10 protein-coding genes and 1 pseudogene are annotated in these 21,826 nt (G+C 40.2%); 1 reads left to right on the top strand and 10 read right to left on the bottom strand.

Annotation, left to right across the window (positions count from 1 at the left end):
- Positions 1–121: 121 nt before the first annotated feature.
- The 4 genes from BQ5364_RS01730 to BQ5364_RS01720 form a co-directional block, all read right to left on the bottom strand.
- Complete coding sequence (locus tag BQ5364_RS01730; RefSeq protein WP_004613203.1) at positions 122–862, bottom strand: SseB family protein; 741 nt, start codon at positions 860–862, stop codon at positions 122–124.
- Positions 863–927: 65 nt separating this feature from the next.
- The gene (locus tag BQ5364_RS01725; protein WP_044987458.1) at positions 928–1,179 is read right to left on the bottom strand and encodes a GIY-YIG nuclease family protein; all 252 of its coding nucleotides are present in this window, start codon (positions 1,177–1,179) and stop codon (positions 928–930) included.
- A 118-nt stretch (positions 1,180–1,297) separates the two neighbouring features.
- Positions 1,298–1,492, bottom strand: coding sequence for a hypothetical protein (locus BQ5364_RS17655; RefSeq protein WP_136017783.1), 195 nt, complete (start codon positions 1,490–1,492; stop codon positions 1,298–1,300).
- A 114-nt stretch (positions 1,493–1,606) separates the two neighbouring features.
- The gene (locus tag BQ5364_RS01720; RefSeq protein WP_071143519.1) at positions 1,607–6,217 is read right to left on the bottom strand and encodes an MBG domain-containing protein; all 4,611 of its coding nucleotides are present in this window, start codon (positions 6,215–6,217) and stop codon (positions 1,607–1,609) included.
- 629 nt (positions 6,218–6,846) lie between these two features.
- Between BQ5364_RS01720 and BQ5364_RS18800 the strand changes: the two are divergent.
- Positions 6,847–7,143: pseudogene (locus BQ5364_RS18800) on the top strand (GH36-type glycosyl hydrolase domain-containing protein); the annotation flags it as partial.
- Between the two features lie 139 nt (positions 7,144–7,282).
- Here BQ5364_RS18800 and BQ5364_RS01710 read toward each other — a convergent pair.
- From BQ5364_RS01710 to ileS, 6 genes are all read right to left on the bottom strand, one after another.
- Positions 7,283–8,257 carry an AraC family transcriptional regulator gene (locus BQ5364_RS01710; protein WP_004613210.1) on the bottom strand — a complete coding sequence of 325 codons (975 nt, stop codon included), beginning with the start codon at positions 8,255–8,257 and terminating at the stop codon, positions 7,283–7,285.
- Positions 8,258–8,563: 306 nt separating this feature from the next.
- Complete coding sequence (locus BQ5364_RS01705; RefSeq protein WP_004613211.1) at positions 8,564–9,313, bottom strand: M23 family metallopeptidase; 750 nt, start codon at positions 9,311–9,313, stop codon at positions 8,564–8,566.
- A 42-nt stretch (positions 9,314–9,355) separates the two neighbouring features.
- Entirely contained in the window at positions 9,356–10,243 is an 888-nt protein-coding gene (locus BQ5364_RS01700; RefSeq protein ID WP_071143518.1) for a SpoIID/LytB domain-containing protein, read from the bottom strand.
- 45 nt (positions 10,244–10,288) lie between these two features.
- A complete protein-coding gene (locus tag BQ5364_RS01695; protein ID WP_235837107.1) occupies positions 10,289–15,412 on the bottom strand; it encodes a discoidin domain-containing protein in 5,124 nt (1,707 codons plus the stop codon).
- A 401-nt stretch (positions 15,413–15,813) separates the two neighbouring features.
- Entirely contained in the window at positions 15,814–18,288 is a 2,475-nt protein-coding gene (locus BQ5364_RS01690) for a glycogen/starch/alpha-glucan phosphorylase (protein ID WP_004613215.1), read from the bottom strand.
- Between the two features lie 12 nt (positions 18,289–18,300).
- Complete coding sequence (gene ileS / locus BQ5364_RS01685) at positions 18,301–21,432, bottom strand: isoleucine--tRNA ligase (RefSeq protein WP_044987355.1); 3,132 nt, start codon at positions 21,430–21,432, stop codon at positions 18,301–18,303.
- Positions 21,433–21,826 lie beyond the last annotated feature (394 nt).

The following is a 21,826-nucleotide window of genomic DNA, read 5'->3' as shown; positions in this document are numbered from 1 at the left end:
TTCCCTCCTGAAACAACATGAATTGTTTATATTATATGAAAAGAAATCGATAACTTTATGATATTTTTGTGTTTAAATTATGAGAATTCTGTGTTCATTCTGTGAAACACATCTTTTCCCACTAAGCGTCCTTCTTTTGCAGATTTAATACTAAGTTGAATCCAAACGGATTTATAACAACTCCTGACATCTCATCATTCAAAAGATTAGATACTTTTTCAGCCTCTACGACGCCTCCCTTAAATTTGTCCTCACGATTGAACTTTTGAAATTCGTGAAGATCTGTGAATAAAGGAAGGTAAGCCTGTCCTTCTTTTTGTTTTAAAATTGGGATGCCATGCTCTTCCTGTGTCGGAACAATGTATTTTCCTCTGCTGAAATGCACCAGCATCTCTTCATAAGTCTCTTTCAGTTCATCAGACATTGGAATTGTCTGATTCTTACGAAATTCCTGCTCAAAATAAAGCGCTGTGAGCTGGAATTCCGGATTCTCCACACGCACTTTCCCATCGTCAATCTCCGCAGGATCTTTTCTGCGCAGCAAATCACTGTGCTGAATCAAAATATCTCCATCCACGCCCTGATTGATATGCAGACAATTCACTCCCATCGGATAGAGGCTTGTATAAAACTCTAAAAACAGACGGTTTTCGACCTTTGCTATATGTACGAGGTTCCCTGCATCTAAAAGCTTCTTTCCAGCTTCCTTTGCCGGCTCTTCCTCAAAATAGACAAACACCTTATCATCGAATGTCTCTTCGTCACACGCAACATACGGCATCTTTGTAAATCCTGACATAATCACATAAATTGCTTCTGCCTGTTGTAAATTTTTAATTACTTCTAATTTTTTATCGCTCATATTTTCCCGATTCCTTCCTTTTTTTGCAAATATACATCTAACTCCTATTATAATATAGAATATTCTTAAAGTATAGGAAAATGTTCTATCAATTTTTCTTTTTCTTTCCGACTCATGTGTTTGATCGCATACTCTCGCTTCATCGCTTCCTCTTTTGCTTCAAAAGTCTCATAATACACAAGTGTGACCGGCTTTCTCGCCCGCGTGTATTTGGCGCCTTTCCCGCTGTTATGATCTGCAATTCGCTTTTCCAGATTATTCGTCCACCCCGTGTATAGCGTGCCATCCTTGCATTCTACGATATATGTGTAATTCATTATTTTTTCCCTCTTTTCCTGAATACCATTATAAGATAACACACCCCTGTCACAGTGACAATTCTCTGTATTATGAAATGCGCTTTTTGCATTATAAATCCCTGTTGTCTTACCCAATTCATGTCGGGCTTGCCGCATCATTTAATGTCTCGTTTGTTCCGTTTAAAATCAGACGTTGCCTGTCTGTATCTCTCACATAACATTCCATCTCCGGGTTCCGGAGATAATTACATCGAAAGTCAAACGTCGCTTGTGAAAAATCATCGGTAAAATTCCGTTCTTCCTCCCTTTGTGTTCTTTCATTTATCCTCATTGTAAGAAAGTTCAGAAAAAAAATACCATTCTTTTCGGAGGTTTTAATTTTGCTTTATTATTTTGCAATAAAAGAAGCAGCTCTTAACGAACTGCTTCTTTTCTTATTTTCTTATTATTTGTCTGTTTTTCTTCTTTTGAATAACAGAAGTGCAATTGCAACCAAAGCGCCAAGAGCTGTCGCTGTCATAGTTGTCATCACATTTGCTGTATCACCTGTATCCACTACTGAATCTGATTTTGAATCTGGTTTTAAATTTGGTTTTGAACCTTGATTATCACTATCATTTGGTGTAGATGGTGTCGTTGGTGTATTATCTGTATTTACTTTCTTAATAGATACATTGAACGGAAGGAATGTTACATCATAGTTCTGATTCTGTGAAGCAGACTCATCTAATGCATATGTAACTGTATAAGTTCCAGCATCTACCGGCATTCCTTCTGTCTCAATCGGAGTTTCCAGTTTTGTTCCATCTGCTAATGCTGTCTGGCTTGTTACAACCTTTAACTCTAAACCAAGATCTGCTGCGTCTGCTGTATCTTTATCTGCTGCTAATCCAGAAATTGTATATGGCGCTTCTGCTGCTTTTCCATCATATGTTTTTTCTACATCTTCCGCGCTGATTGTAATCTCACGTGGAAGGATCTCCAATGTACCATTCTCTTCTACAATACCGTACTCGTAGTTTTCACTTTCATTCTCTACAGTTGGTATCAACGTGTAAGTTCCTACATCTTCACCTTTTTCACGTACTACTTTGATTTCACCCAGATTTTCATCTGTCACAGCATCACCCTTCTCGTCTGTTACACTGAATGAATAAGCCGGATCCGCATCATCGTAACGTTTTACGTAATTTCCGTCATTTTGCTCTCCACCAGTAACAGAGATTGTAATTACCTTTTTGGCAATTGTAAGTTGTCCATACTCAAATGTTACTTTATAGTTTGCATTCAATACATTTTCATTTTCTGGATAAATTCTATAGGTTCCTACATTCTCTCCCGGCTCGCGAACAAGTTTGATGTCAAGGTTATCGTCACCAACCAGTTCTCCTTCTAATGTATACTTAAATTGCGGATCTTTTTCTCCATACACTTTTGCTGTCGAATTAATCTTAACTGTAAGTTCTCTTGCTTTGATCACAACATTAAACGGCAGGAATGTCACTTTATAGTTTGCATTCTGTGAAGCTGTTTCATCAAGTGCATAAGAAACTTCGTAAGTTCCCGCTTCTGTCGGCATATCTGCTTTTACGTGAAGTCCAAGATCTTCTGCATCTGCTGTATCTTTATCTGCCGGCAATCCGGAAATTGTGTACGGTGCTTCTGCTGCTTCTCCGTCGTATACTTTCTGTACATCTTCTGCGCTGATTGTAATGCTGCGTGGAATAATCTCAAGTGTTCCAGTCTCAACTGTATAAGTATAGTTTGGACTTAAGTTTTCCACAGTCGGAGTAATTGTATAAGTATTTACATCTTCTCCCTCTTCACGAACTAATTTTACTTTGCCAAATTCTTCATTTTCCGGCACATCAGTATTAACCAGTGCATCTACACAGTAAGTATAAATTGGATCTATATCTCCATAACTTTTTGTGTAATTTCCGCTGCTGTCATTTCCACCGGTAACTCTGATCACTGCATTTGCCTGTGTAATCTCAAGGTTACCATTTACTACTGTAATTGCATAATTTGCATTTAACTCTGCTTCATTCTCTACATAGATTTCGTAGTTTCCTACATTCTCACCCTGTTTACGAGCAAGCTTGATACCAAGATCTTTCAGAGTATCTCCCTCTGCCAAACTTCCTTCTGTGATCTCATAAGAGAATGCCGGATCCTCTGTACCATATGTTTTTGAATAAGAACCGATTTGAACAGTAATTGCTCTCTGTTCGATTGTATGTGTTCCGTCCTGAGTCTTAATTGTTCTATAGTAGTTTTTCTGAACTGACTTTGGTACACTGACAGAAATTGCATGGCTTCCTACTGCAGAGTCATTGCCATCACATTTTACTGTTGCTTTGATCGTCTCTACATCTCTTGCAGCAAGACCAGATGTTGTATACTGCACTTTTGTGAGATCTGTCGGTTCCCCGTAAGTTGTTGTCAATAATCCAACCTGAATCTTTCCTTTTGCATATGATTTCAGAATCAGTACGGAACCACCGCCTAATTTGATTGCCGGCTGGTAAGTATCATCTCCTGCAAATGATGCTGATGCTAAATAGAAGCCTGCATCTACCGGCATCTCTTTGCTGTAATATCCTTCAATTCCTGCTTCGATTCCTGCATATTTTACTTCTGCATCTGCGATTCTGTCGCCATTTGCATTATAAACTCCTGCTTTTAATCCGTGTGGATTACCATCATATCTTGCTGTCAAAGCTGATGGCTCAAATTTAATTTCTACTTCTTCTCGCTGAATTGTATATAATCTGCTAATTGGAAGTGCGAAATAATTTCCTCCCAATACATAAACACTTTCTGTGTACGCACCTGGCTCTAAACATGGAGTTGTTCCTGTATAAAGCTTTCCGCTTGTTGTCATTCCGACATAAAGTGTATGAACATTGTTTGTCTCCTGAACATCTCCGTCTACAATGTGTCCGCCGAAGTCAAATGCCTGCGCCTGACTGATTGTCAGTTTGTGCGCATTGTTGTCAAATTCCTGATCAAATGCAAGTTTTACATCTGATGTCTTTGGAGCGACTGTGAGAAGTCCTATTCCTAATGCTGTCTTATAGTTTTGGCTTGCTGTAACACCAACTGCTGTATATACTCCTGCTTCACTCGGAAGTTCGCCAAGAGATACTGTTGTGTCAAGTAGTCCCGGAGCAACTTGCTCGATCACATCGATTGCCTGCTGAATTCCGGCAACTATATCACTGATATCTGCCCCTGGAATTTTCTGTAAAATATCAGTCAGCTGACTGACTTTAAATTCTTTAATTCCAAGTGTGTCTGTAATAAATTTTTGAAGAGACAGGTTTCCGATAACCGGAATCTCTTTTCCTGCGATATCGTTGATTGTAATCTGAGATGCATCCACGCTCACATAAAGAGCTCCGTTTCCTGTCACACCACCAATGATTCCAATTACTTTTGCATCGGAAGGGTTTGATGAAAATACCGGTGCAAAACTTTCTCCGTATGTAATATTCTGAGAATTTACAGTTACAGAGGCTTTTCCTTTTTCAATTGTGATAACAGTACTTGCCTCACAAGGTTTATAATCGTCAGAGCCTTTGTAAGAGACTGTTACTGTCTGCTCTCCAAGCGCTCTTTCAAATTCGATTGTGAAGTCATCGATTGTATGTGCAATCGCAGTTCCCTCACCTGTGTTTAAAGAAGCGATGACTTTCTCATAGATTTCCTGCTTCATCGTCTCTTCTGTGTTATATTGTAATGTAACACCAGCATTCAATTCCAAAACTGAGACAGAACGCGGGTCTACAATCGTTACTGTAATTTCATCAGAACTAAAACTTCCATATTGGTCATTGCCGGCATATGTAATTTTAATCTGCTCTGTCTCTTTTGTTCCAAATTTATGATCTGTAAATCCATGCAAAAAGTCTGGTTCATAATTTACTTCCTGCCATTTCCCCCATGCTCCTGCATAGTACTGAATTGTCACATCATCTACTGTCAGGTCTGCCGGAACAGAAGCTCCTGCGTTGACCAAAGTGTTGAAGATATTTGACTCTGTTGTAGCCTGATCCATCCCATCACGGTATCCAACTGCATATACGCCATCTTCGTTTTTGTCATTTAACGCAAATCCTGTCTTTACAAGCGTTGCGCTTACTGAATATGTCTGATTTTCTCCTGCCTGATAAGATGCGCTTGCTGTCTGATTTGCAAAAGTGACATTATCAAGTGCTGTATCATTTACTTTAATCTCAGTTACCGCATAACCTGCATTGGGTGTTACTTCAATTGTAAATTCCTTGTTATTCTCTACCTTAACAGATGCATCACTGCTTTCGTTAATCTTAATTTTGGCATTTTCGACTGCTGTACTCTCTACTGTCGAATACTGTCTCAGTGTATATACCACTTTTACAGTTGTATCTGCCTGTACTGACGCTACTGTGTAAGTTCCGTTTTCATTTTGAGTCACGCCTTCTACAGTTACGTCATACCCGTCAATGTCTTTCACAGAAAATGTCACTGCTTCGTTTTGGTAAACCTTAGCAGATGATGCACTCTGTCCGTCGATCAACACTCCCCCTGCTTCATGTCCTTCGACTACAAAACCTACATTGTAGTAGATTTTAACTTGCATTGTCCCTGCATCTTTCCATTTTCCGAAAGGTTGCCGTGTCTGTACATCATACACATTTGACTGCAATGTGTGTGATTTTGTGATATCTACAGTCTGCCACTCATCCTGTGTCCCTGAAACCCGGAAACGATATTCAAGGGCAACCCCAAATGCATTTTGAAACTTTCCACGAAGATCTACCCCCGCTACTTTGTTCCCATGAAACTCTGCTTCATGTTCTGTCTGCTGTGTATTAGTATCTTCATCCTGTTGCTGTTGTTGATCCACCTGCTCTGTCGTCTCTTCCTGTGACTGCACTTGCTGTTCTGTCGTGCTCTGTGGCTCAGTCGCTGTCACATCTTCCGCAAATACGGTCGTCGGCACATTGCTTAATGTCAGCGCAAGTGTTAGTACAAGTGCAAGCAGACGCTTTGTCTGATTCTTTTTCATTACAGTACGTTCTCCCTTCTAATGTAATAATGTTCTGTTCTTGATTGTGGTAAAATTCCTGAAATGGTATTTTTTCCCAATGTTCATTATAAATATGAAAATCTATTGTTTTCAACACTTTCTCGGGTTTATGACGTTTTTCTCGTTTTTTTACATTTTTGTCGAGCAACCGGATTATTTGTCGTCAAATCACCTGTGTATTTTTCAAAAATCAAAATATGTATATTGCAAAATGTCGAATTAAACAAACCAAGATTTACACTTCGTATCAACCATGTTAAAATGTAACAATCACAATACTTGACAGATGTAGGAGTATACATACACATGCACTTTAAAAAGCTTTATTTAAATTTTTTTCCAGACAAAAAGTCGGGCGTCAATTGATCACTTTATAATACATACTTTGGATGCTGAGATTCATAAACTTATTGATGAAGTACATCCTCATTATCTGACCATTCCTGGAATTGAGCCGGGAATAAACAATTCCGGCACTGAATCTTATGACGGCAGAATGGTGAATCATGGTTCATCGCAGCTCCATGAGACTTGTGAGGTAAACCAGCTTATCCTTACAAACACCAACGAGACTTGCGAGCAATTGAACTTAACTTCTTATGTAGAATTCTGCTTCTTATTTCGAGTCAGGGACCGGCCGTGGTATGGGATTCCGCGATTCCTGTCAGGATCTGCTTGGATTCGTACACTTGATCCCAGATTGCGCGCGCCAGAAAATTCTCGACATTGCAGCGACACAGTTTGAAGATGGAAGCGGATTTAATGATGATCCACTGTGACTGATTGCAGGTACTGCTGCCTATATCAAAGAGACCGGGGATCTGTCTATCTTAGATGAAATGGTAGACTTCAACAATGATTCTGCACTTGCGAAACCATTATCAGAACATCTGAAACGTTCCTTTGACGGTCTGGAAATAGGTCCTTGTATTCCATCAAATATGGATGGATTTACGGCAACTCGTAAGTACCGCAATGCAGTGTATTACATCACAGTAAAGTACCCGAATCATGTAGAAGAAGTGATGGGATAAGAAATCCCCATCACTTCTCCATAGAATCATATTTCTCACGGTATTTTTTCGGTGTCATTCCATATTCTTCTTTAAACAGTTTATGGAAATGACTTGAATTTTCATACCCAACTTCTACAACAATCTGCTCTATCGGCGTGTCTGTCTCCGTCAGGAGATAGGCCGCCTGGAGTATACGTCTTCTTTGTAAATATTTTGTAAAGGTATAAGGGGAATACTGGGTCATAAGACGGCTTACATAATAGCATGGAAGATTATGATGTTCGCAAAACTTGTTAAGCGATGCCGTCTGGTAGTTCTCCTCTATGTATCTTAAGGCTTCCAGCACAATCTGACTTTCATAGGAAGATGGGGAGCCGACTGTGATCGTATACGTTCTATTCGATAATTCCATCAGCAGAACTCCCATCGTCGCCTGCAAAATTCTCTTGCTGTTTCGCGTCTGATTCAAAAGGCTTCGTGTCATATTCTCCAACAGATTCTGGGCATCCGGCAAATCCTGCAAATGAAAATGCAAAAACTCCTTATCTTTTCCGTCATTCTCCGCCGCTTTTTTTATAAAACGCCGAAGCGCCGTATCTTCGTTCAGCATGCTGAGCGGATATTGTAAAAACTCCGGAAGAACAAATATTTTAATTCCAATATCGTTATACCCCGAGGCGCTTGCTGAATGCGGTGTTCCCTGTTTGATAAACAAAACATCATCTGCTTCCAACTTAACTTCTGTCTTATCGATAATATGTGTCGCCGAACCACTGAACATATATATTATTTCCATGTATTTATGCGTATGCTCCGGGATATCTACAAATCTCGGCTGTTTCATAATATCAATCATAGCCCCTTCGCGAATCATCTTGTCCGTATCTATGACAGAACTTCCTTTTTTTATCACATAAGGCGCCAGCACATTTTTCTCATTTTTAATAAATTCTTCTTCCTTACTGTCTATCTTTTTCAAATATTCCAATAATTTCCGTTTCACAAATTTTCTCCTAGGCTTGTTTTTGCAAATTATAGCACAATTTTTTTTCTTTCTCTATAATTACTTCCTTTTTGTACAAAAAAATAACCGCTTTTACCATTTATTTCCTTTTTTTGCAAAAATCAACGGTTTTTTTGCAATTACCGTTCTAGCGGATTTACAAAAAATATATTATACTATTATTGTATAAGCGATTTATCACAATCGTTTTCCAAAACTTTATACGCACTTAAAACAAGAAAACCGGACATCTTACCCCTTCTCAACGTGTCCGGTTTTTTGTTATCTATTTTTAAATAAATCTCCCTAAGAATCCATATATTCCATTGGATTCACCGGTTCCCCATCTTTTAGCAGCTGAAAATACAAATTACAACCTTCCACACTGTAATATTTTGTAGGCTCACTTAAGTATCCTACCAGTTCGCCTTGCTCCACATAATTTCCTTCCTGTACCGGAACTTCTTTCAATTGCCCGTAAACAGCCTCATAGCCATTTCCAAGGTCCATCGTCACCGTGTTCCCCGTCTGCGCATTGACCTCCACTGATTTTACAATTCCTCTTGCAGATGCCGTTACCTCTGTTCCAACTTCTCCCCCGATAATCAATGCCGGATTGTATTTGTATTGATCCAGCGTAGAAAAATAAATCGTCTGATCCATGCTGTAATTCATCAACACATTTCCATCCACAGGCCATGCAAGCAGATCATTTTCTGAAAATGCCAGCGCATCTGGCTGTGTTGCCGTTGGTGAGGTCTGATTCTGTCTCTGCTCTGTCTGTGTTTGTGTCTCTTCTTTTTGTTTTTCTGTCTCCTGTGCTTTGTTCTGAATTGCCTGACTGTTTGTCGTTTGGCTCTTTTCTGTCTCTTTAATGTCTTTTTGTTTTTCTTCAGTATCAGTTTTTTCTTCCGCCTTTGCCAGCTGTCTGCTCATATCTCTCTTATAACGGCTGAATGTAAAAAATCCCACTAACGCAATTACCGCCACAAAACAAATGACCAGACCGACCGCAGCACCTTTCCCTCTTCTTGAAGGTCCTAGATTATTTTTCATATTTATCACCTCTGACTATATTTTTGCCAGAAAATGATACGCTTATTCTACATTCAACAAAATTTCCGCGACCTCTTTCATTTCTGTTCCCTCGTAGAAATACTGCAAAATTTCATCGTATTTTTTACCTTCTTTTGCCATCTCATTTGCCGTATTTTGGCTCATCCCGAGTCCATGACCAATTCCTTTTGTCGTCACACGCATCTTTCCCTCAAACTCCTGCAGTTCAAAGCAGCTGGACAACAATCCATATGTATCCCGAAAGGTTTCTCCGTTCAAAGTCTCCTCGCCCACTTTTACTCCGGTCACATATCCGGCGCTGTCCTGAGAAGTAATTTGCGCTCCCGCTGCTTTGATGAGCTTACTTTCCATCTGCCCGTCCGCTTCCACATCCTTCGGACACTCCTTCATCTGCAGATACGGATACTCATCCGTCCCAAGTACTTCTTTGCCAATTCGAGTTTTTCCATTGCTTAACTGATGGAACGGCACCATTGCCAGTTGGCCATTGTACATCACAACTTGTCCATCGGTCTCATTCCAAACACGCTCCAGTTTTTTATAATTTTTCTGAAATGCACTCCTGCCCCATTGATTTTTCATATCAGATTTCGTAAAAAAGCGCTCCGTCATAACTGCTCTCTCTCCTTGTTCCTCAATTTTTTTATAGATAGTTGTCCGAACAATGACAGCCTGTGCTTTCAATGCCTCCTCTTCAAAATCAACTGAAATCTCTTTTGCCAGCGTTCCAATACAGTACTCTTTCAACGGAACCTCTTTTGTTCCAGACTCCGTTTTTACTTTAATATAACCATTTTTTCCGTCTTGATTTGCCTCTATGCTTTTCCCATTCATAAATATGGTAATAATATATGGCAATAATACAATAATCACAAATACCGCGCATATTTTTTTTATTTTCCGTTTCATACAAACAAGCCTCCCATACTTTATTGTATGAGAGGCTTATCTCTTTTATGAGTTTCTTTTTCTTACAAGTACCACTGCACCTGCTGCTGTCATCGCAAGCATCCAGCCAGCTGCCGCTGTTGCATCTCCTGTCTTCACCGGTTTTTTGTCCTGAGAAGGATCTTTCTTATTTGTATCACCTTTTGAAGGATTCTGAGGATCCTTTGGATCTTCTTTTCCAGGCTCGTTCTTTCCTTTTACTTTCACTGTAAAATCTGCACTCGCTGTCTTGCCTTCTGGATCTGTCACAGAGATTGTCACGATAACATCTGTGTCCTTCTTCGGCGTTGTCACTGTTCCATCTAATGCGATAATACCTTCCGGATTTACTTTTGTAATCTGGATCTTATAGCCTTCTGGGACTTTCGGAAGAACAAGTTCTGTCTCTCCCTTTGTAATCACTGTCGGTACTTTCTGTCCTGCAATAATTTCATCTAAGATATCCTGCGCTGTCGGAGCTTCCGGTTTCACATCCATTTTCTTAAAGTTTGCTGTCAGTGTTGTGTTTGCTGTCACTGCAAATGTATATGGATTGGAACTACTTACTTCTTTTCCGTCTGTATCTGTCCAGTTTACAAACTCATATCCTTCATTTGCTGTCGCTGTCACAGTCGCATTCATGCCATCTTCATAGACACCATCTTCTTTGTCCATAGAGACAGTTCCCATCGCTTTTTCACTATCTTTTACATTTACAGAGACCGTATACTTCTTAACCGGTGTCTCTTTTTCTTCCACTGTAACCTTGACTATCGCTTTCAATCCATCTGGATTCGCAATTCCTTCCGGTAGAGTTAAAGCGCCTTCCAATACATATGTCTTACATTCCTGTGCATTGTAAGTTCCTTTCTCCCATGTCACATCTACTTCTGCTGTCTCGTTCTTTCCATATGTGACAGATACTTTTTCCGGCAGATCCAAATCTTCAAATGCAGTTCCCTGTACAACGGTAATATCATCTAGTTTTTCCACATCTGTGATGTTTTTGTCTTCTGTCTCACCAGTCTTTTCAAACTTCGCAATCAAAGCTGTATTTCCATTCACCTTGAACGTATACTCTGCTTTTTCAGATACTTTCTCGCCGTTTGGACGATACCATCCCTCAAATGCGTACCCTTTATCCGGTGTCGCTGTAACCGTCACAGATTCTCCTGCTGACACATCTTTACCACCGCTTACTTTTCCACCTGTTTCTGCTTCCACATATACGGTATAAATCTTATCGGTTACTTTTTTATCTGCAATATTGAATTCAGATACGGTTACCCAGCCATCATTTGACTGAGTTGCAACAAACTTGAATCCGTATACCATTTGTTTGTCGAACGTAAATGCTTTCTCTGATTTGTCAGCCGCAAATGTCTTATCTTTTGCAACCTCTACCCATTTTCCGTCCTTTTCAGTCTGAATATAAAGAGACGCCTTTGTTACCTGACCACTGTTCGTGTCCTGACGTGGAGCAAATAACACTTGATTAATTTCATATCCTTTATCAAATTTAACTTCTGCCCAGATACTTCCATCTGCACCTTTACCTGTTCCGGCTGCTCCGGCACTTGTCGGAACTTTGTCTTTTGTAGCCTGAGACCAGTCAGAGTGCCAGTGTGTAGAAGAACTGTTATCAAATGCCATGCCTATGACACCTTCTTTTCCACCACCTTGTGAAGTCGGAGTCTCTGACTCTGCTGTTCCGGTCCAAGCCGCTTTATTATAAATATCCTGTTCCGGTTCTTTTGCTGATACAACTACATTATCAATCACCGCAGAGACTGTCTCTGTCTTAGAACCGATTCTTTCCAGCGGCAGTGCAAATGTGGCATTGGTAATATTCTCTTTTTTCACCATGTCATTGTGAATGAATTTTCCTTTTGCATCCGCAACAAACTCGCCATTTACATACAGACTTGTCTTCTGCTGATCGGTTGTGATTGTAATAGTTACATTCTTTCCTACCGGAAGCTCATAGTCAAAATAGTAATTGTAAAGCTCTCTTGTAAATCCTAATTTGCCATCTTCCATAATTCGGATATCGTGTGTTCCATATGCCGCGTCAGACTCAAATAAGATATCACCCGGTTTTGCCGGCTCTTCCAACTTAATGTCAAATGACAATTGGTTTCCATTTCCAAGCTCTTCAATCGGTGATGTCACATAACTTTCGCCATCTTTTAATACCAATGCGTTTTCTTTTACTTCCGCATTCTTTCCTTCTTTCAGATCACGTTTGTTCTCCGAACCGTCTTTTAAGCCATCTTCGAAATCATAGCTTTCGTAATTTTCACCTTTTTTGTCTTCCTGATAATAAGGATTTGTATTCGGTCCTGTTCCTTTATCGGTTGCTAATTTTGCAAGCGCATCTGCACTTCCTTTTTCCTTACCAGTTGCAGCCCATGTCTTCTCCGCATAAAATGGAAGTGCATCAAAGAAACGCCAGTATAAATCAGATTCGCTTAATCCGGACGCTCTCTTGTCAATGTTATCGCTCCAAAGTGCAAATGCTGCCCCGAGCATCTGGTCATCGCCCGCCGGAACATACTTGTATGCTCCGCCTTTTACTCTTACTTTATTTGCCTCAAACTCATTAAAAATTCGCTCTACATTTAACAAATCTCCATACGCATTTGCACGTGCTTTACTTCCATCTGGAACCATGTAGCCAAAATTATCAATTGTGTTGATGAGATCATATCCCATATTGTACATTTCGATTCCATCTGCCCAGTCGGCTGACCAAAGATTCATCTCCACATTTTCAATAGCTTCTTTATCAATCTCTGTCACCGGATTATCTTTGATCCATGTAAGGCCGCCCCACATACGCACTGTATTTGTCTCTTTTACATGAGGAACCAGATCATTTACAAATCCGCGGTACGCTTTGTAATCTGCCAAAAATTCGTCTGCACCGATATGTACGGTTGTCTCACTATCAAATGTTGGATTGTCACCCTTTGTATAATCATCAAAAATTTCTTTGATTTTTTCTTTTGTCTCTGTCTTAGAAACGTCAAGATGATCTACCAGTGGTCTGTTTGCATTTAAAGACGAAACTTTATTTTTTACCATCAGATCCGGCCATATCTTTGTAAATGAAGTTGCATGTGCCGGCACGTCAATCTCAGGAACAATATTCATGCCAAGAGCTCTCTCGTCCTGAATAAATTGTCTGAAATCTTTCTTAGAGATCGAGTAGTCTTTCGCTGTAGGTGTCTCCCCTTTTTCATTAGAAAGTCCGGATTCCAGACGGAAGGCCTCATAAGCTTTAAATGCCTCATTTTCCTGAGCGCCCTTTCCGTAATCCTCCAGGAAAATGTAGTTATCTGACAAATGTGCCTGGAAATCGTTCATTTTATAATAGCGCATCGTTCTTGTAACTTCTTTCATCATCTCCAAAGAAACCGGCTTACGAGCAACGTCAAACAAGAATCCACGCGTCTCAAAACGAGGATAATCACGCATCTGCCCAACATTGTATCTCTCATTGTTTTCTTTATACATCTGAAGGATTGTCTGCATGCCATACATGTTACCTGTGGTGTCAACAGATGCAACATTGATACGGTCTTTTTGAATATCCATCGTATATCCTTCTTCTCCGAGAAGCTCATCCGGCGCTTTCAGCTCAAAGTTGAATGCATTCGCCTCAGCCCCGCCTTTTTTCGCTGTCAGCTTGATTCCCGTGAAATCCTCATAATCACTTACAAACTCATCTACAACATCTTTTAATTTATCATCTGTATAGGTAACTGTCTTTAGGGAAGATACCGCTATCTTCTCCGTCGAGTCCGAATACCACTCCTGAATCTCCGGAATTACAGTTGGTTTGGCATTCTTACCATCTGCCTGAGTCTTTGTTCCTTTGACAATATAATCAACATCTTTCGTTTCTTTCCCTTTTCCTGTTGCAGTCTCTGTTACAACATAAGATACCTTTACAGTCTTGTCCGTCAACGGATGTACGATTTTCCCATTATCCCCAATAATCTGCTCAAAATCTGCTCCGTTTAGTTTTACCGAAAAACCAGCCGGAACTACAGGCATCTCAAGTGTATCTACATCTGCCGCAATTGTCTTACTCTCAGCTTCAATAGCTTCTACTACCGAATCCAGAGTCGCTCCCTGCTCTGCCTGATCGTTGGAATACACCTCCATCTCCAAAATTCCGATATTATTCCATTCTGCTGCTTCCGCAACAAAATTACAAAGCTTCAGTTCTTTTGCCTCAATCGGCTGGTCCAGTCGAATGACAACTTCGTTTTTATATCCTTCTCCCTGCTTTGTATTTGTAAAACTCTTCGCAGTCTTCTCTTCACCATTTTTATCTATATATTTTATATCAAAGCTTTTTACATTAGATGGCTGCGGCGCCACATCTCTTTCCAAAAAGTGAATCTTAATCTCTTTCACAGAAGTCAGTCCTGCAAATTTGGAATTTAACCAAATATTGGTTGTCGGTGTCTCGTAGTCACTCGCCCAACGATTCGCCTTATCAGTCTTGCCGTCTTTTACTTTATCTGCGGTAAATTGTGTATTTTTCTCCACACTGGAAGCCGTAACAGTCGCATTCGCCATATGATTTTTATTTGGAGTCGCATCTGCAACCTCCACCAACTCACTGTACACCTCAATCTCATTGATTCCTACATTCTTCCAGTTGATTGTTCCCTGGTCTGCCGAAAGTACAGTTACTTTTACTTTTGTCGCTTTATGATTCTTATCTAATTGAATCACTTCTTTTTGTTTTGCCTTGGCAGTCTTTTTATAAACCTCTGTATATTTTCCGTTTTCTTCTAATTCAATTTTATAGCTTAAGATATTCTGTGCTTCATCTGTTCTCTCAAAATTAATATTAATCTGGCGTACTGTCTTCTCACCGTCCAAATCAATTTCAATCCATTCATTATCTGCCTTGTTCTGTGCAGTTCCCCAACGGGTAGCCATATCACCATCCACAGCTTTTGCTGGCGATGTATCAATCTGATCACTCACCTCATAACTACTCGCCGTCACATTGCATCCTTTTGCGAGATTTAAGTTCTCTGCTGCCTGTACCGGTCCCATATCAACCAAAGCGATATTTGCTATCATAACCGTTGCCAGCAATCCACTTACAACCTGTTTCTTTTTCATTCTCCTCTTTATCTCCTTTCCTTTTCTACACAGAATTGCTAAAAAAGACCAAAGTATCCCTCTCTCATTCAAAGTCTACCCTGGTCTTGCCTAATTCAATAGTAACAATCCTATCTGCCTGTCTCAATTAATTCCATTATATCAAGGATTGTCTGATTTTTCTATTATTTTTTTCGTTTTTATTTTCTTTTGGTCAATATGTACAATTATTATTAGATGTGTTAAAAGCAATGAATTTCGCTGAAATACAAAAATAAGCCAATTCCTAACCAAAAGTCAACTTCAAACTCACTTCAAAGTAATTTGAAGTGAGAGTTTACACAATTAGTTTTCCACAAAAAAAGATTTCAAACCGGTAGTTTTCCCCACCGATTCAAAATCTTTTTCTTTCAACTTTTCTATTATTCTACATCTGTCACTTCCACTGTGACTTTATCCAGTTTCCAAATATCATCTACATATTCCTGAATTGTTCTGTCTGATGTAAACTTACCACAAGATGCTGTCTGGATCAGCGCCATCTTAGACCATCTGTCCTGATCTCTGTAAGCTTCTTCCACACGTTTCTGTGCTTCTGCATAGCTTCTGAAATCTTTCAAGATAAAGTAAGTGTCGGCTCTGTCGCTGCTGTTTGTATTCAGCAGAGAGTTGTACAGATCTCGGTAAAGTTCTCTGTCACCGTTTCCGTAAGTTCCGTCTACAAGCTGGTCTACCACACGTTTGATATCCCAATCATTAAAGTAAATGTCAATCGGATTGTATCCACCATTGTTCTCATAGTTAATAACTTCATCGGAACTCAACCCGAAAATAAATGCATTTTCCATTCCGACTTCTTCCACAATCTCCACGTTTGCGCCGTCCATTGTTCCAAGTGTCGGAGCGCCGTTTAACATAAACTTCATGTTTCCGGTTCCGGATGCTTCTTTTGATGCTGTAGAAATCTGTTCACTGACATCTGCTGCCGCGAAGATCAGCTCTGCATTGGATACTCTGTAATCTTCGATAAACACAACTTTAATCTTTCCGTTGATGCTTCTGTCATTATTAATCACATCTGCGACAGAATTGATCAGCTTGATCGTCTGTTTTGCGCGTATATATCCAGCCGCCGCTTTTGCGCCAAAGATAAATGTTCTCGGATAGAATGACATCTCCGGATGCTCTTTGATCTGATTGTACAGATACATCACATGTAAAATGTTCAATAACTGACGTTTGTACTCATGAAGTCTCTTCACCTGAACATCAAAGATAGAGTTCGGATCTACTTCAATTCCGTTGTGTTCCAAAATATATTTCGCAAGACGAACTTTATTTTGATACTTGATCTCCATAAATTCTTTTCTCGCTTTTTCATCTTCCACAAGTGGTTTCAGTTTTTCCATCTCCTGCAAATCTGTGATCCATCCTTTTCCGATATGAGCTGTAACCCAGTCAGCGAGAAGCGGATTACCATGCAGCAAGAAACGTCTCTGAGTAATACCGTTTGTCTTATTGTTAAATTTCTCCGGCATCATCTCATAGAAATCTTTCAGTTCCTGATGTTTTAAAATCTCTGTATGCAGTTTTGCCACACCGTTTACAGAATATCCTGCTACGATCGCAAGATGCGCCATCTTCACCTGTCCATCATATAAAATCGCCATACTGCGTACTTTATCTTCATTGCCAGGATATTTTGCACGGATTTCATTTACAAATCGGCGATTGATCTCTTCCACAATCTGGTAAACACGAGGTAGCAGTCTCTGGAACAAGTCGATTGGCCATTTTTCAAGCGCTTCTGCCATGATCGTATGGTTTGTGTAAGCACAAGTCTTCGTCGTAACCTCCCACGCTTCATCCCATTCCAGTCCATGCTCATCCATAAGCAGTCTCATAAGCTCTGCAACCGCAACTGTAGGATGCGTATCATTCATCTGAATCGTCACTTTTTCGTAGAACTTATGGATATCATCATGGTCTCTCAAATATTTGTCAACGGCTTCCTGCAAACTTGCAGAGATAAAGAAATACTGCTGTTTCAGACGAAGCTCTTTTCCCGCATAATGGTTATCATTCGGATACAGTACCTCTACAATCGTCTTTGCAAGATTCTCCTGCTCTACAGCTTTTTGATATTCTCCACGGTCAAATGAATCCAAATGGAAGTCTGTGATTGCCTTCGCATCCCAGATGCGAAGTGTATTTACAAGGTTATTGTTATATCCGACAATCGGCATATCGTATGGAATCGCAAGGACAGACTCAAAATTCTCCTGAATAAACATATCCTTTCCTGTCTTTGGATCTTTTTCCACACGGATATTTCCTCCGAAACGCACCTCTTTTGCGTATTCTTCACGTCGGATTTCAAATGGATTTCCTTCTTTTAACCAGTTATCCGGTGTCTCGACCTGATATCCATTCTCTATTTTTTGTTTGAACATACCGTAATGATAGCGGATTCCGCAGCCATAGGCTGCGTATCCCAAGGTTGCAAGTGAGTCAAGAAAGCATGCTGCCAGACGCCCGAGTCCGCCATTTCCAAGTGCCGCATCTGGTTCTTGATCTTCAATCACATTCAGATTGATTCCCATCTCCTCCAATGCTTCCTGCACTTCTTTATAGTCAGTCAAATTGATCAGGTTGTTACCCAAAGCTCTTCCCATCAAAAATTCCATAGACATATAATATACAGTTTTTGGGTCATCTTTTTTATATTGTTCCTGTGTCATCAGCCATCTGTCGATGATATCATCTTTTACAGCATAAGACACTGCCTGAAACAATTGCTGCTGTGTTGCTTCCTCTACTGTCTTTCGATACAGTCTTTTTACATTGCTTTTTACAGTTTTTTGGAATTCCACCTTATCAAATTTTTCACGGTACATAATCACAACCTCCTATTTTTCTACTCCCATAGTCATAGTTTCACCGTTGATGTTCCATTCTTTTTTGTATCCGCCAGGTGTTCCTTTGATTACTTCTGTAGCCAAAACTTCTCCGCCAATTTCAGTTTCATATTTTTCAAATACAGCCTCTGCCTTTTCTGTTCCCTGATAATATAGTTTAATCTTATCTGTCACTTCAAAGTCTGCTTCTTTTCTCATTGTCTGAATCTTGCTGATCAGCTCTCTGACAAACCCCTCTTCCAGCAATTCTTCTGTCAGGTTTGTGTCTAAGACAACTGTGATTCCATTATCACTCTCAGATACATAGCCTTCCATCTGAGCTGTATCGATCAAAAGATCCTCTCTGAACAATGTCACTTCCTGTCCATTTACGTCCAATTTCAAAGCTTCTGTCGCATTCAGTTCATCCATTGCCTGATTTCCGTCTAAGTTTGCTAAAGCTTCTTTGATTCCGCCCAGTAATTTACCGTATTTCGGTCCTACTGTTCTCATCTGTGGTTTAAATGTATAAGAAGTAAAGTTTCTCACATCATCTGTGAATTCCATCTCTTTTACGTTCAACTCTTCTTCCACGATTTCCTGATAAAATTCAGGTAATACTACATTTGATTTTACAAACATCTTTCCAATTGGCTGACGGTTCTTGATATTTGCTGTATTACGGCACGCACGTCCCATAACAACCAGTTTCAGAACTTCGTCCATGTTTGCTTCCAAATCTTTATCGATATAAGCCTCGTTTGCAGCTGGATAATCACATAAGTGAATACTTTCCGGAGCATTTGCATCAATGCTTCTTACAAGATTCTGGTAAATGTCTTCTGTCATAAACGGAATCATCGGTGCAGCCACTTTTGCCACTGTCACAAGTGCTGTGTAAAGTGTCATATATGCGTTGATCTTATCCTGCTCCATTCCTTTTGCCCAAAAACGTTCACGGCTTCTTCTTACATACCAATTACTCATATCATCTACAAAATCCTGCAATGCTCTTGCACTTTCCGGAATTCTGTAGTTTGCAAGATTATCATCTACTGTCTTGATCAGTGTGTTCAGTTTTGACAGTAACCATTTATCCATAACAGATAATTTATCATATTCCAAATTGTATTTTGTTGCGTCAAATTGGTCGATTTCCGCATAAAGTACGAAGAATGCGTAAGTATTCCACAATGTACCCATGAATTTACGCTGTCCTTCCACAACCGCTTTTCCGTGGAAACGGTTCGGCAGCCATGGCGCGCTGTTTACATAGAAATACCAACGGATTGCATCTGCTCCGTATGTCTCTAATGCATCGAACGGATCGACTGCATTTCCTTTGGACTTACTCATCTTCTGTCCGTTCTCATCCTGTACGTGTCCGAGAACGATAACATTCTTATAAGGCGCTTCATTGAAGATCAATGTGGAGATCGCAAGCAATGAGTAGAACCATCCACGAGTCTGGTCAACCGCCTCTGAAATAAAGTTTGCCGGGAACTGCTGCTCGAATAATTCTTTGTTCTCAAATGGATAGTGGTGCTGTGCAAATGGCATTGCTCCACTGTCAAACCAGCAGTCGATTACTTCCGGAACACGGTGCATCTCTTTTCCACAATGCGGACACTTGATTGTCACAGCGTCGATAAATGGGCGGTGAAGTTCGATGTCATCCGGACAGTTGTCGGACATCTCTTTTAATTCTGCAATGCTTCCAATTGAATGCATATGTCCACATTCACATTCCCATACATTTAACGGAGTTCCCCAGTAACGGTTACGGCTGATTCCCCAATCCTGAACATTTTCAAGCCAATCGCCGAAACGTCCTTTTCCGATGCTCTCCGGAATCCAGTTAATCTTGTTGTTGTTTCTGATCAAATCTTCTTTTACCGCTGTCATCTTGATGAACCATGACTCACGTGCATAGTAGATAAGCGGTGTATCACAACGCCAGCAGTGTGGGTAGCTGTGCTCGAAATTCGGAGCATCAAATAAAAGATTTCTCTTTTCCAGATCTTCTAATACAAATGGGTCTGCTTTTTTACAGAATGTTCCTGCCCAAGGTGTCTCTGCTGTCATCTCACCTTTTTCATCTACTAACTGTAAAAATGGAAGGTCATATTTACGTCCTACCTGAGCATCATCCTCACCAAATGCAGGAGCAATATGAACGACACCTGTACCGTCTGTCAATGTTACGTATGTGTCACATGTCACATAGTATGCTTTTTTATTCAGTTCCACAAATGGGAATAATGGTTCGTATTCTTTTCCTTCTAAATCTGTACCGACATAGCTTTCCAATACTTCGTATGCAGGAGTTCCCTCTTCCGCAAGATTTCCAAGTACTGTGTCAAGCAATGCCTCTGCCATATAGTATGTGAATCCGTCTGCTGCTTTTACTTTTACATAAGTCTCATCTGGGTTCACACAGAGAGCCACGTTTGACGGCAATGTCCAAGGTGTTGTTGTCCATGCCAGAATATAAGCGTCTTCGTCTTTTACTTTAAATCTTACGATTGCGGATTTCTCTTTGACATCTTTGTAACCCTGCGCTACTTCGTGGCTGGAAAGCGGAGTTCCACAACGCGGACAGTAAGGTACAATCTTGTATCCTTTATATAACAATCCTTTATCCCAAATCTGTTTTAATGCCCACCATTCTGATTCAATGAAATCGTTGTGGTAAGTTACATATGGATTTTCCATATCTGCCCAGAAACCAACAGTCGCAGAGAAGTCTTCCCACATCCCTTTATATTTCCAGACACTCTCTTTACAGTGTGCGATAAATGGCTCCAAACCATACTCTTCAATCTGTTCTTTTCCGTCTAATCCAAGCATCTTTTCCACTTCAAGCTCTACCGGAAGTCCGTGTGTATCCCATCCTGCTTTTCTAGGTACCATGTACCCTTTCATTGTACGGTATCTCGGAATCATATCCTTGATAACACGAGTCAACACGTGGCCGATATGCGGTTTCCCGTTCGCTGTCGGAGGTCCGTCATAAAACGTATATGTCTCCCCCTCCTTACGATTTTCCATACTCTTCTCAAAAATCTTGTTATCAGCCCAAAACTTTTCCGTCTTCTTTTCACGATCTACAAACTTTAAATCTGTGGATACCTTCTGATACATTTCTTCTTCCTCCTTCTTATTTGGGGACGTAGTATTTTTCAATTTTACTACGTCCCTAATTGACACATGCCCTGTCCCTTTTTGAATTTTGATACAAAAAAACTCCCATCCTGTAATCAGGACGAGAGCTGTAAAACCTTCGTTATACCACCTATTACACCATACTGACATATGCGTTCCTGCTAACGGTGGAATCCCGGCAGTACCTATTGGACAACTTCGTTCGGTCACTGCAACTCAGAAGTGATCTTCAAATATATTCTACTCGTATCAGGCTCTCACCATCCCTGACTCTCTTTGACTTTAAAATATATCCTACTGTCTTCGTCAACGTTTTTTCATATATCACTAACATTATAAAAAGAAACCCTTGGTTCGTCAAGGGTTTCTCTAT

The organism is Coprococcus phoceensis, from assembly GCF_900104635.1.
Taxonomy (GTDB): Bacteria; Bacillota; Clostridia; order Lachnospirales; family Lachnospiraceae; genus Faecalimonas; species Faecalimonas phoceensis.
Note: the sequence above shows the minus strand (reverse complement) of the source record. Positions and strands in the feature narration are given on the sequence as shown.